The sequence below is a fragment of the Pseudomonas sp. BGI-2 genome (genome assembly GCF_004310295.1).
Classification (GTDB): Bacteria; Pseudomonadota; Gammaproteobacteria; order Pseudomonadales; family Pseudomonadaceae; genus Aquipseudomonas.
On sequence record NZ_SISB01000003.1, the window covers coordinates 206,923 to 219,854 of the forward strand.

General features: G+C 58.4%; 12 protein-coding genes. 4 read left to right on the top strand and 8 right to left on the bottom strand.

The window, feature by feature from the left end:
* The first annotated feature begins 24 nt into the window (after window positions 1-24).
* Window positions 25-228: a twin transmembrane helix small protein gene (locus EYC95_RS03435; RefSeq protein ID WP_094469789.1), complete on the top strand. Its 204-nt coding sequence runs from the start codon at window positions 25-27 to the stop codon at window positions 226-228.
* Between the two features lie 4 nt (window positions 229-232).
* Here EYC95_RS03435 and EYC95_RS03440 read toward each other — a convergent pair whose 3' ends face one another.
* The 4 genes from EYC95_RS03440 to coxB all read right to left on the bottom strand — a co-directional run bounded on the left by EYC95_RS03440 (window position 233) and on the right by coxB (window position 4,704).
* Window positions 233-1,120 (bottom strand): cytochrome c oxidase subunit 3, encoded by an 888-nt coding sequence (locus EYC95_RS03440; RefSeq protein WP_131059109.1) that lies wholly within the window; start codon window positions 1,118-1,120, stop codon window positions 233-235.
* Window positions 1,121-1,145: 25 nt separating this feature from the next.
* Window positions 1,146-1,697, bottom strand: coding sequence for a cytochrome c oxidase assembly protein (locus EYC95_RS03445; RefSeq protein ID WP_131059110.1), 552 nt, complete (start codon window positions 1,695-1,697; stop codon window positions 1,146-1,148).
* 204 nt (window positions 1,698-1,901) lie between these two features.
* On the bottom strand, window positions 1,902-3,494 hold the full coding sequence (gene ctaD, locus EYC95_RS03450; RefSeq protein WP_131059111.1) for a cytochrome c oxidase subunit I: 1,593 nt from the start codon (window positions 3,492-3,494) through the stop codon (window positions 1,902-1,904).
* Between the two features lie 82 nt (window positions 3,495-3,576).
* Window positions 3,577-4,704: a cytochrome c oxidase subunit II gene (gene coxB, locus EYC95_RS03455; RefSeq protein ID WP_131059112.1), complete on the bottom strand. Its 1,128-nt coding sequence runs from the start codon at window positions 4,702-4,704 to the stop codon at window positions 3,577-3,579.
* Between the two features lie 371 nt (window positions 4,705-5,075).
* On the opposite strand from coxB, the gene EYC95_RS03460 reads away from it, so the two are divergent.
* Window positions 5,076-5,726, top strand: a complete 651-nt coding sequence (locus EYC95_RS03460; protein WP_131059113.1) for a hypothetical protein — start codon at window positions 5,076-5,078, stop codon at window positions 5,724-5,726.
* A gap of 97 nt (window positions 5,727-5,823) precedes the next feature.
* On the opposite strand, the gene EYC95_RS03465 is transcribed toward EYC95_RS03460, so the two are convergent.
* The 3 genes from EYC95_RS03465 to EYC95_RS03475 form a co-directional block, all read right to left on the bottom strand.
* Window positions 5,824-7,350: a SulP family inorganic anion transporter gene (locus EYC95_RS03465; protein ID WP_131059114.1), complete on the bottom strand. Its 1,527-nt coding sequence runs from the start codon at window positions 7,348-7,350 to the stop codon at window positions 5,824-5,826.
* A 90-nt stretch (window positions 7,351-7,440) separates the two neighbouring features.
* Window positions 7,441-8,172 carry a carbonic anhydrase gene (locus tag EYC95_RS03470; RefSeq protein ID WP_131059115.1) on the bottom strand — a complete coding sequence of 244 codons (732 nt, stop codon included), beginning with the start codon at window positions 8,170-8,172 and terminating at the stop codon, window positions 7,441-7,443.
* A 242-nt stretch (window positions 8,173-8,414) separates the two neighbouring features.
* Window positions 8,415-9,473 (bottom strand): PA0069 family radical SAM protein, encoded by a 1,059-nt coding sequence (locus tag EYC95_RS03475; protein ID WP_131059116.1) that lies wholly within the window; start codon window positions 9,471-9,473, stop codon window positions 8,415-8,417.
* A 222-nt stretch (window positions 9,474-9,695) separates the two neighbouring features.
* Between EYC95_RS03475 and EYC95_RS03480 the strand changes: the two genes are divergently transcribed.
* A complete protein-coding gene (locus tag EYC95_RS03480) occupies window positions 9,696-9,998 on the top strand; it encodes a hypothetical protein (protein WP_131059117.1) in 303 nt (100 codons plus the stop codon).
* A 235-nt stretch (window positions 9,999-10,233) separates the two neighbouring features.
* Window positions 10,234-10,881: a tyrosine-protein phosphatase gene (locus EYC95_RS03485; protein WP_131059118.1), complete on the top strand. Its 648-nt coding sequence runs from the start codon at window positions 10,234-10,236 to the stop codon at window positions 10,879-10,881.
* An 8-nt stretch (window positions 10,882-10,889) separates the two neighbouring features.
* Here the strand turns inward: EYC95_RS03485 and EYC95_RS03490 are convergent, their stop codons facing one another.
* The gene (locus tag EYC95_RS03490; RefSeq protein ID WP_131059119.1) at window positions 10,890-12,932 is read right to left on the bottom strand and encodes a M3 family metallopeptidase; all 2,043 of its coding nucleotides are present in this window, start codon (window positions 12,930-12,932) and stop codon (window positions 10,890-10,892) included.

Below are 12,932 nucleotides of genomic sequence, written 5' to 3' on the forward strand. Positions count from 1 at the left end.
TCGCCTTTCCCCCGGAGTCTCACCATGCTCAAAGCAGCCATCGTCCTGATGCTGATTGCCACGGTTGTCAGCCTGTTCAGCGGCCTGTTTTTTCTGGTCAAGGACGACAGCAGCTCGAACCGCCTCGTCATTGCCTTGAGTGTTCGTGTTGCGTTGGCCGCCATCACCGTCGGGTTGATCGCCTGGGGTTTTTTCAGCGGCCAGCTGGTTTCTACTGCGCCTTGGTAAAGCCTCAGAGTACGTAGACGAAAACGAACAACCCGATCCACACCACGTCCACGAAGTGCCAATACCAACTCGCCGCTTCAAACCCGAACTGGTGCTCGTTATCGAAGTGCCCGCGCATGATCCGCATCAGCATCACAAACAGAATGATGGTGCCGATGGTGACGTGGGCGCCGTGGAATCCGGTGAGCATAAAAAACGTTGCGCCGTAAATGCCGGAACCCAGGGTCAGGCCCAGTTCTTGATAGGCGTGGATGTATTCTTCGGCCTGGAAACCAAGAAATGCGCAACCGAGCAATACGGTCAGCGCCAGCCAGATTTTCAGCGCGCCGCGATGGCCCTTTTTCAAAGCGTGGTGAGCGATGGTCACGGTGACGCTGGAACTGACCAGCAGCACGGTATTGAGCAGCGGCAGGCCCCACGGGCTGATAACGTCCTTGGGCGCCGGAAAGAGTTTCGGGTCCGGGTTATTCAGCAGCGGCCAGGCGAACTGGAAGTTCGGCCAGAGCATGTGCGCCAGGCCTTTCGCGCCTTCACCGCCGAGCGCCGGACCGGACACGTGCCGCACATAAAACAGGGCGCCGAAGAACGCGATAAAAAACATCACCTCCGAGAAGATGAACCAGCTCATGCCCCAGCGAAACGAGCGATCCATCTGCGCGCTGTACAACCCTTGGCGACTTTCCTTGATCACCGTTCCGAACCAGCCGAACAGCATGTACGCCAGCAGCAGGCTGCCGACGAAAAAGATCAGCGGGCCGTGGGATTCCGGCCGCGCAGCCTTCAGGTCGTTGAACCAGGTGGCCAGGCCCAACACCGTGACGAACATACCGACGGTGGCGATGATCGGCCATTTGCTTTGGGCCGGTACGTAATAGTGTTCATGAGTTGCCATTTATTGTTCTCCTTATCGGGCACGCTCAGCCGCCAGTGTTTACAGCCACCGGTGGATGTCGGGCGGTGATATCGAACAGCGTGTAGGACAGCGTCAGGTGCTTCACTTCCTTGGGCATGTCGCGGTCAACGATGAAACGTACCGGCATCTCGATCCGTTGACCGGGCTGCAGCACTTGCTGGGTAAAGCAGAAACATTCCGTCTTGTGGAAATACGCCGCTGCATTGCTCGGCGCGATGCTCGGCACCGCTTGAGCGCTCATCGGGCGATCGGTCGGGTTATGCGCGATGAAAATCATCTCGCTCACGGCTCCCGGGTTGGCCGTCAGTTCGTCACTTTTGGGATAGAAATCCCAGGACATGTCGGCGGCATTGGTCGTCAGAAACTGCACGCGAACCTGCCGCGAAGTGTCGACCGTTTGTTCGCCATCGTACTGCCCGCCGGTCTTGCCATTGATGCCGAACGCCTTGCACATCACGTCGTAGATCGGCACCAGGGCAAACCCGAAGACAAACATCGCCACCACCACCAGCAGCAGTCGGGTGACCAGCTTCTTCATCGAAATCGAATCAGCCATCGCACGAACACTCCACCCCGAATCCTGACAAGGAAGAACACTGCCCTGTGGCGAGGGGATTTATCCCCGTTCGGCTGCGCAGCAGTCGTAAATCTATCCAACACGGTGTGCCTGATACACCAGGGTTGCAGGTTTTGGGGCCGCTTCGCAGCCCAACGGGGATAAATCCCCTCGCCACAGGGATCGCGCCAGCCGAGAGGTGTTTCATTTCACTTCCGGCGGCGTGGTGAAGGTGTGATACGGCGCCGGTGACGGAATGCTCCATTCAAGGCCTTCCGCTCCATCCCACGGTTTGGCCGGTGCTGGCGCGCCGCCGCGGATGGTCTTGATCACGATGAACAGGAAGAAGATCTGCGTGGCGCCGAACATGAATGCGCCAATCGAGGACACCATGTTGAAGTCGGCGAATTGCAGGTTGTAGTCCGGAATCCGCCGCGGCATGCCCGCCAGCCCCACGAAGTGCATCGGGAAGAACGCCATGTTCATGCCGATGAACGAGAGCCAGAAGTGCAGCTTGCCGAGGGTTTCGTCGTACATGTGGCCGGTCCATTTCGGCAGCCAGTAATAGGCCGAAGCGAAGATCCCGAAGATCGCCCCCGGCACCAGCACGTAGTGGAAATGCGCGACCACGAAATACGTGTCCTGGTACTGGAAGTCCGCCGGGGCGATGGCCAGCATCAGCCCGGAGAAGCCACCGATGGAGAACAGAATCACAAACGCCACCGCGAACAGCATCGGCGTCTCGAAAGTCAGCGAGCCCTGCCACATGGTGCTGGCCCAGTTGAACACCTTGACCCCGGTCGGTACCGCGATCAGCAGCGTGGCGTACATGAAGAACAACTCGCCCACCAGCGGGATGCCGACCACGAACATGTGGTGCGCCCAGACGATGAACGACAGGAACGCAATGCTCGCCGTCGCATAGACCATCGAGGTGTAGCCGAACAGCGGCTTGCGCGAGAAGGTCGGGATGATCGAGCTGACGGCACCGAAGGCCGGCAGGATCATGATGTACACCTCGGGGTGACCGAAGAACCAGAACACGTGCTGGAACAGCACCGGATCACCACCACCCGCGGCACTGAAGAAACTGGTGCCGAAGTGGATGTCCATCAGCATCATCGTCACGCAACCGGCCAGCACCGGCATCACCGCGATCAGCAGGAATGCGGTGATCAGCCAGGTCCAGACGAACAGCGGCATTTTCATCAACGTCATGCCGGGTGCGCGCAGGTTGAGGATGGTGGCGATCACGTTGATCGCGCCCATGATCGAACTGATCCCCATCAAGTGGATGGCGAAGATGAAGAACGTCACGCTTTCCGGTGCGTAGGTCGTCGACAGCGGAGCGTAGAACGTCCAGCCGAAGTTCGGACCGCCGCCGGGGGTGAACAGGGTCGACACCAGCAGAATGAACGCCGCCGGTAACAGCCAGAAGCTGAAGTTGTTCATCCGCGGCAGGGCCATGTCCGGCGCGCCGATCATCAGCGGGATCATCCAGTTGGCGAGGCCGACGAACGCCGGCATCACCGCACCGAAGACCATCACCAGACCGTGCATGGTGGTCATCTGGTTGAAGAATTCCGGCTGGACGATCTGCAACCCAGGCTGGAACAGCTCGGCGCGAATCACCATCGCGAACGAACCGCCCAACAGGAACATGGAGAACGCAAACCACAGGTACAGCGTGCCGATGTCTTTGTGATTGGTGGTCAGCACCCAGCGCATCAGGCCTTTGGCGGGGCCGTGGGCGTGGGTGGTGCCGGTATGAACATGGTCATCGACGACAGCAGTCATGTCCTGTCTCCTGCAAACAGATGGGCTGGGCAGGCCAGGGCGCGTAGCCCCGACCGGTTCCTTACGTGCGCAATAGACCGGGTCATTTGCTTTCCGCCTGTTTCAGCTCCAGCACTTCTTTAGGAGTGACCATGTCGCCTTTGTTGTTGCCCCAGGCGTTACGTTCGTAGGTCACGACCGCCGCGATATCGACTTCCGAGAGCTGCTTGCCGAACGCCGCCATTGAGGTGCCGGGCTTGCCGTGGAAGACAATGTTCAAGTGATCCTTGATCGGTCCGGTGGCGATTTTCGAGCCTTTGAGTGCCGGGAACATCGGCGGCAGGCCCTGACCTTCGGCCTGGTGACAGGCGACGCAGCTGGTGTGATAGACCTTGTCGCCGCGCTCTTTGAGCTCGTCGAGGGTCCATTCCTTGCTGGTCAGCTCTTTAAGTTGCAGGGCTTCGGCCTTGCGCTCGCCCAGCCATTTTTCGTAATCGGCCTTTTCCTTGACCTCGACCACGATTGGCATGAAGCCGTGATCCTTGCCGCACAATTCGGCGCATTGCCCGCGGTAGATGCCGGGCTTGTCGACGCGGGTCCAGGCTTCGTTGACGAACCCCGGAATCGCATCACGCTTGACCGCAAAGGCCGGCACCCACCAGGAGTGGATGACGTCGGCGGAAGTCACGAGGAAGCGCACCTTGGCACCAATCGGCAGCACCAGCGGCTTGTCGACCTCGAGCAAGTAATGCTCGCCCTTGGTTTCCTTGTTGTGGATCTGGTCGGCGGGGGTCGTCAAGTTGCTGAAGAACTCGACGTCCTGGCCCAGGTATTTGTAATGCCACTTCCACTGATAACCGGTGACCTGGATATCGATATCCGGCTCACTGGCGTCGTACATCTTGATCAGGGTTGCCGTCGCAGGAACCGCCATGGCCACCAGGATCAGGAAGGGCACGATGGTCCAGAGGATTTCAACGGTGGTGCTTTCATGAAATTTTGCGGCCACCTGCCCTGTGGAGCGGCGGTGGACCATCATCGACCAGAACATGGCGCCGAAGACGATGATGCCGATCACTACACAGATCCAGAAAATGGTCATGTGCAGGTCAAATACTGCGTGACTGATTTCAGTCGCTCCCGGCGCCATATTCACAGCCCATTCGGCGTGTGCCGGACTGAAAATCGACCACAACAGGAGGCCCATCCAGACGTGTGGATGTCGCATCATTGCGGGTTCCCCTTATCGTTCTTGTTATCCCGCCGGCTTTCACCTGCGGCAAGGGAGCGGCTTTTTCAGACTACGAACTTGAATCGCCGAGCCTTGCTGCGTGTGCAGTCGGGCGTCATCAGCTAACTCCATTCCCACCCGAGTATAGACAGCGACTGCTACCTCGCAACGTGATGGCGTAAATGATCTGAAACAGCTGGGACTTGCGTTCAAGGTCAAGAAAGGAGAAGGATGCAGACGAGTGGCGGCAAATCGATATAACGGAGGCGTCTCAAGGATGAAACAATTATGACAAATGCGTCTTAGCATTTTTCATAAGCAAGCTAAGTTATGTCTTCCCTATTTCATTGCCTTTGTTTCCTGGAGTTTTCATGAACACCGCCGCATTGCGCGAGCAGATCCAAAAAGCCCAACAACACGAGGCCGAGACCGGCCTGCTGACTCGTCAACTGGAAAGCAAACTGCCTCATCTGCACCCGTCGATCCAATTGCCGGAGGCTGATGCCAACGGCGTGCTGACGCGTTTTGTCGCCGCCTACATCGAAGAAGTTCCTGATCTGCTGGATGCAGCCAATGAAGTCGCCAGGGAAGCGGGTATCGAGTCACAGATCAAACCGGTACTGAAAATTGCTGAACAGTACTTTCTCCAGCCGCCGACGATCATGGCGGGGCACATCGGGCTCGACAGTCTGCTGGACGAAGCCTATCTGGCGCATCGGTTTGTCGAAGAGGTCAATGACCTGTACATCAAGCACTTTGGCCAGCCACTGATCCCATTGGACATGACTGTCGCCAACCTGATTGCTCACCAGCTCATCGGTGAGGAGTTCGCCAACCAACTGGATGAAGTGGTGCACCACGCGGTGGACAACATGCTCAACGATGAAAGCTTTGCGCTGGAGTCGGTGGAAATCTACCGTGAAAAGCTCAGCAGCCCGGACACCGGGGCCGCGTGGAAACGCTGGCCGTGCATGTCCCGCCGGTTAGGCGTGGGCCTGGAGCTGGATCAGCCCGCCGCCTGACGCAACATCCCCCTGTAGGAACAGGCTTGCCCGCGAAGGCGTCCTCAAGTACGCCAGAAGCTTCGCGGGCAAGCCTCGCTCCTACAGGGGGGCCGATCTACGCGGCTGAACCGACTCCGGTCGTCGTACGTAATCGCCCTTCAAGCCTGCGCTTCAACCCCCGCGCTTCAATCAGCAGCTTCGACCCCTTGGCCGCATTGGCCCGGCCCCACTCCTCAAGCAATTCCAGGCACGAGTGATCGATGTAGCTCAGGTTATTGAGCGGCACATGCACCGTCGCGCCTGCGGGAATGGTCCCCAACACCTGGGTCAACGCCGGCACCTTGAGAAAGGTCGCTGCACCGGTCAGTCGCAACTCCATCTCACCCTCCGCCGGCAGGTCGATCAGGCTGATTTTCAGCCGTGAAGCCTTCCAGGCCAATTTGGCCAGGGTCAGCCCGAAGCCGATCAGCACGCCGGTCAGCAGGTCGGTGAAGATGATTGCCAGAGCAGTCGCCGCGTAAGTGAACATCGGCATCCGGCCATAACGGCCCAGGCCGCGAAAGGCCTTGAGGTCGACCAGTTTGAAACCGGTGTACACCAGAACACCCGCCAGGCTCGCCACAGGAATGCTTTGCAGCACGCTGGACAGCAGCAATACGAAAGCCAGCAACCACAGGCCGTGGAAGATCGCCGACATTCGTGTGGTGGCGCCGGCCTGGACGTTGGCCGAACTGCGCACGATCACGCCGGTCATGGGCAGCGCACCGAGCAGACCGCAAAGCATGTTGCCGACGCCCTGTGCTGACAATTCCCGATCAAAGTCGGAACGCTGGCCACTGTGCATGCGGTCCACCGCTGCTGCTGAGAGCAAAGTTTCAGCGCTGGCGATGAAGGCTACAGCGAAAGCAGCGATCAGCAAGGTCGGGTCGGCGAGATTGAGCAAGTCGGCAGGCTTCAGCCAGTCGATGGCCTCCGCCAGATTGGCCGGGACTTCCACGCGTTTGACCTGCAAGGCGAGCATCAGGCTGGCGACGGTCGCCAAGCCTACGCCAAGCAGCGCGCCGGGAATGAAACGCAGGGAATGAGGGCGGAATTTCTCCCACAGCCACATCACCGCAATCGTCGACAGCCCCAGCAAACCGGCTTGCCAGCCCAGGGAGGGCAAGGCCTGAATCACGGCCGCCGGGAAGGTTGCCAGGTTATCCAGTCCCGAGGGTTTGGGCACGGCGTCGAGCATCACATGCACTTGTGAGAGCACGATCAATACGCCAATCCCGGCGAGCATGCCGTACACCACCGCAGGCGCCGTGACCCGAAACCAGCAGCCCAGCTTCAAGCGCCCGGCCACCAGTTGCAGAAAACCCGCCAGCAGCAAAATGGGCCCGAGCATGGCAATGCCATGCTGGCGCACCAGTTCGAACACCAGAACCGCCAGACCCGCCGCCGGGCCACTGACTTGCAGCGGTGAGCCGGCAAGCCAGCCCACCACCAGACCACCGATGATCCCGGTGATCAAACCCTTGGCCGGCGGCAGGCCCGAGGCAATGGCGATGCCCATGCACAAGGGCAGGGCGACCAGAAACACAACCACGGACGCCAGCAGCTCCCGTGGCAGAACAGCTTTAAGTTGAGCAGCACGCATGGTGACTCTCCCGAAGTTTTCTTCAGGCGTGGCAAAGCCAGGCTGCTTGATCAGCAGCCCCGGCTAAACCACACAAGGATTTAGGAGGATTTAGAAGCGCGCTTTAGGCGTCGCCACCGGAATCGGATGGCTGCCATCGAGCGGCAGGAAACACCCTTTGTCGGCGTCGTAAGCTTTGATTTCGCTGGTTTCGATGCTGTAGACCCAACCATGGATAAACAGCTGACCGTTGGCCATGCGCGAGGCCACGGAAGGGTGGGTGCGCAAATGCTGAAGCTGGGCGATCACATTCTCTTCGGTGAGGACGTGCATGCTTTCGCTTTCGTCAGCGCAATGGCAGTTTTCCTGGACCATGGTTTTCGCCACTTCGGCATGACGCAGCCAGGCTTTGACCGTGGGCATTTTTTCCAGGCTTTGCGGGTTGAGCACGGCGCGCATCGCGCCACAGTCGGAGTGCCCGCAAATGATGATGTGCTGAACGCCGAGGGCCAGGACCGCGTATTCGATGGCCGTGGAAACACCGCCGTTCATTTGCCCGTAAGGCGGCACAACGTTGCCGACGTTGCGGGTCACGAACAGGTCGCCGGGGGCGCTTTGAGTGATCAGTTCAGGAACGATGCGCGAATCGGCGCAGGCGATGAACATCGCTCGGGGGCTCTGGGCCGTGGCGAGTTTTTTGAAGAGTTCTTCCTGCTGGGGGAAAACCTCGTGATGAAAATGCAAAAAGCCGTCAACGATATGCTTCAGCGCTGCATCGGCGGTTTCCGCCTCGGGTTGGGCTGAAGCCGACGCAGCCAACGGCTGTTTATCCTTGTCACTCATGATTCATCCTCTTTGGCGGAGTCAGGGAATTGTCCCGTTTTGTCCGGTGTGAAGCCAGTGGCTGTTTAAAAAACATCCAGGCCGAACATCTCGACCCATCAGTCACTCGATGAACAAGGTATCTGCCGAAACTTAACTCAAACTGAATCAAGCGCTCTAGGACATGTGTTCCAGGTCACGAAAAACGTGACCAGCCTAATGGCCAAGCGCTTTCCCACTACTCAACAATAGGCCAATTGTCTTCAAATCAAAGACATCTGGCGACCCGGCGGACAGAAGGCATTGCAGTCCAGGTCGAATCCTTCCCGACGATTGAGCCCCAAACGTTTGATGGCTTTGGCAAAGCGTTGCGCCAACAGATCGGCAAACGGCCCTTCACCGCGCATCCGCGCGCCAAACCGACTGTCGTAGAGTTCCCCGCCACGGCTCTGGCGGATCAGGCTCAACACATGGGCAGCCCGCTGCGGATAGTGGGCGGCCAGCCATTCTTCGAACAACGGCGCCACTTCCAGCGGCAGGCGCAACATCATGTAGGCCGCACTCTGGGCGCCGGCGGCATGCGCCTCGGCGAGCAGGCTTTCGAGTTCGCTGTCGTTGATCATCGGAATCATCGGCGAACACAGCACGCCCACCGGGATCCCGGCTTCGCGCATCACACGAATGGCTCGCAGCCGGGCCTTGGGCGTAGCCGCGCGCGGTTCGAGAATGCGTTTGAGTTCATCGTCGAGGGTGGTGAGGCTGATCATCACCGCCACCAGCCTTTGCTCGGCGAGTTCGGCCAGCAGGTCCAGATCCCGAAGAATCAGCGAGCCCTTGGTGATGATGGTCACTGGATGGCGGTAACGCAGCAGCACTTCAAGGGTCTTGCGGGTGATTTTGTGTTCGCGCTCGATCGGCTGATAGGGATCGGTGTTGGAACCCAGGTTGATTGGCGCGCATTGATAGCCGCGTTTGGACAGCTGTTCTTCCAGCACATCGGCGGCGTTAGTCTTGGCGATAAGCTTGGTTTCGAAATCGAGCCCGGGTGACATGTCCCAATAGGCGTGGCTGGGGCGCGCATAGCAGTAGATGCAACCGTGCTCGCAGCCGCGGTAGGGATTGATCGAGCGATCAAAAGGCAAGTCCGGGGAGTTGTTGCGGGTGATGATGGTTTTCGCCGTTTCGATGCGCACTTCCGTGCCCTGCGTGACCGGCGCTTCCTGATACCAGCCGTCATCCTCGGCCACCGAGCGATTCGGGGCGAAGCGGTTGTGCGGGTTGGTTGCGGTGCCGCGGCCGCGAGGGGGCAGAGGGATAGCCATCGACAGGATCCTTGAGCTGTATGTTCATACAGTATAGGGGCGCAGCCGGATAGGCCAGTGCCGTTCGGCGCCTGAAAATTGTTAATTATTGTCTAGTTGTTCGTTACTGGTGAGCTCCTTGTAATTATGAGAAACAGATAGACAGTCGCTTAGTTGTTATCAGTCGGTAGTATGCGCTGCACACGAAGTTGTCGTGTTCTAACTATTAAAAGGATTTAATCAATGTCGAATTACAATCAGCGCGGTATCTTTCTTCAACGGTTGCCCCCGTCTATCGTTAGTCCGAAAGAGGTTCGGGTTTCCATGCAGTTTGCTTTGAAGGAAGAGGGTTTCGACCCGGAAAACCGCAGCGCCACTCACTCCCTGCTGGATTCGACCTTCCGCGAGGCTGTGTCGAATGACGGCGGCGTGACCTTCACAATGGGAAACACCCCTGATGTGGACGGTGATGGTGATATCGACGCGCAGGACAAGACTGTTCTGATTGCGCTGGCGAAAGCGTATTCGAAAATCACCAATCCTTGATGACTATCGAGCACATGCAACTTTGAAGTATGGGTATGAGTGTGCCTGACTTGGGTTGAATTAAGCGGTACGGAAATCCGTATCGCTTTTTTGTTGCTCGTTACTTGCCCCTGAAAAAACAAGGTGTAAACGGCCCAGTTCACGATTCTTTGACAGCTGACTCACAGGACTTTGACTGTTTAGTGTCGAAACTATGTGGCATCTAACCACCTTCTCCCCATACGGTCGTCCGAGCATGTCCCGATTGCGCCTTTTACCTGCGACATTCCTGTTGTCGCTGGCCGCCCTTTTCAATCTGACACTGGCCTGCGCAGATGAAACCGGCCCACCCCGCCCGGCGGAATGGGCTCAATCGGTCGAGGTGCAATACAACCTCTATCAAATGTCCCCGACGCTTTACCGCAGCGCTTTGCCCGACGCCGGTGCCGTACCGTTGTTGAAGAAACTCAACGTTGCCACCGTGATCACTTTTCTGCCCGAGTCGGATTCAAGCTGGTTGTCCACGCCAGGCATTGCTCAGGTGCAGCTGCCTTATCGCACCAATCACGTGGACGACGCACAAGTACTCAAGGCCCTTCGCGCCATCCAGACCGCTGAATCCAATGGCCCGGTGCTGATGCACTGCAAACACGGTTCGGACCGCACCGGCCTGATGGCGGCGATGTATCGGGTGGTGGTGCAAGGCTGGAGCAAGGAAGACGCTCTGAACGAAATGACCCAGGGTGGCTTCGGTGACAGCATCCATTTCAAGGATGGCGTGCGTTACATGATGCAGGCCGATGCCGAAAAACTTCGGACCGCGCTAGCCAACGGCGATTGCAGCACCAGTCCGTTTGCGGCCTGCTCGATGAAGAGTTGGTTCAAATCTGCCCACGTTGAATAAGCATTGGCTCAACTGGCAGCGGTGGCTGGCACAGACACGAAAAAATTGTCGGCGATCGGCCGTCCGAGGAATTCTTCCAGGGCGACCAGCAGTGAGCGCGAATCGCCCGGTGAAAAAAAGGCTTCGCGAAAGGCCCTGCCTGTTTGCGGGTTGAACACCCACTCGTGCTGAAACCGTTTGAACGCCTCGGTCGCCAGTACACCCGACCATTTGTAGGCGTAAACCGACGCCGCGTATCCGGTCACCATGTAATCGAAGCTGTTGGCGAATCGACAGTAGGGCGGCAGTTGCAGGTGGGGAATCTCGCGCAGCACGTCGTCGAAGATTTGCTCAACGCTGCGTCCATCACCTTGGCTGCGGTGCAATTCGAAGTCGAATAATGCGGTCATTAACAGCTCGGCGGTTTGCCGAGTGGTCTGGGTGTGAATGGCGGTCAGCGCTGCGTCGACTCGCGCTTCGCTCAGGCGCTCGCCGGTCTGGTAATGAGCGGCCAGCCACAGCAGAAACTCACCCGACAGGCACCAAAGCTCGAACAATTGCCCCGTGAACTCTGCGGTGTCGCGTCCCAGCTGTGTAATACCCGACAGACGATGGTGAGGTGAGCGGGTAAGAATGTGCTGCAAGCAATGGCCGAACTCATGGAACAAGACGCGCAGGTCCTGATGGGCGAGAAGGCAAGGATGCTCAACATTCCCGGGCGTGAAGTTGCCATGAAGCACAGTGATCGGCAGCGTCAATCGACCTTCGGCGTCCAACCGCCGATTGCGTGGTGTGGCGGTCCAGGCGAAGTCCGGCGCTTCATCCCGATGAAAAGGGTCGAGGTAAATGTGCCCGACGACTTGGCCATGCTCGCTGATCTCGAACAGGCGCACGCTGTCATGCCAGTGGCTGAATACCGACTGCTCGACGATCTGTATGCCAAACATGCGCTCGCTGAACAGACAGAGCCGTTGCAATGTCCCGTCCAGCGGGAAGTACGTTCGCAGGTTTTTCAGCGCCCCGCCGAGACGTTGCTGGCGCAATTGCTCGGCGAGAAATTCATGGTCCCAAGGGTGGACCTCAGTCATACCGCGCTCAAGAGCTAACGCCTTGAGCGCCTGTACCTCCTGTTCGAAGTCGGGTGTCACCTGCATGATTTGCCGCCGCAGGAAACCGGTCACTTGCTCGGTGGATTCTGCCATTTCCGTTACAAGGCTGAGTTGCGCGAAGTTCTCATACCCCAGCAACCTGGCTTTCTGGTGACGCAGCGACAACAGGAACTCCAGCACCGGACCATTATCGAATTGCCCGGCGTGGGGGCCTTGATCGGAAGCTCGCGTGGAGTAGGCGACAAAGTATTCTTCGCGCAGGGATCGGTCTTCGGCATACGCCATGACTCGAGTGTAGGTGTCTTGGTCCAAGCGCATCAGCCAGCCTTCATGCCCTGCCTGTTGTGCGTTGAAAGCCAGACGCTCCAGTGTCGCCGCGGACAAACCGTTCAATTGCGTGACGTCGTCGATGCGCTTGCTCCAGGCTGCGCTGGCGCGTTCTAGGTTGCTCAGGAACATGCTTTGCAGCACACCGATGTCGCGATTCAGCCGACCCAGCTTCTGCTGTTGTTCGATGGGCAAGTGGATGCCGGACAAGCGAAACCGGCGCAGAACTTTGTGCAAAACCGCTTTGCGCGGCTCATCGTAATTCACCGCGGCCGGACTCTGCGCCAGCCGCTGATAAACCCGGAACAGTGCCTGATTGCTCATCTTTTCAGACTTGTACTGCGCGGCGGCATCGCTGCAAGTCGCGCTGGCCAGGTCCCAAGCCTTGCCCTCGCGTTTCACCATTGAGAGGGTTTCGATCACGCTCATGATCTCATCGAGGCGCGCATCGGTTTCATCAACGGCCAATACCAGATCGTCCCAGTTCGGGATTGCGGATTGGCTCGCGACAATCTCGGCAATGGCCTGGCGATTGTCAGCAATGAGGGTGTCGATGGCGGGCACCAGATGCTCGGCACGGATGTCCGTCCAAGGCGGCAGGTCCCAGTGCTGCAGCAGCGGATTGGTATCAGGCAT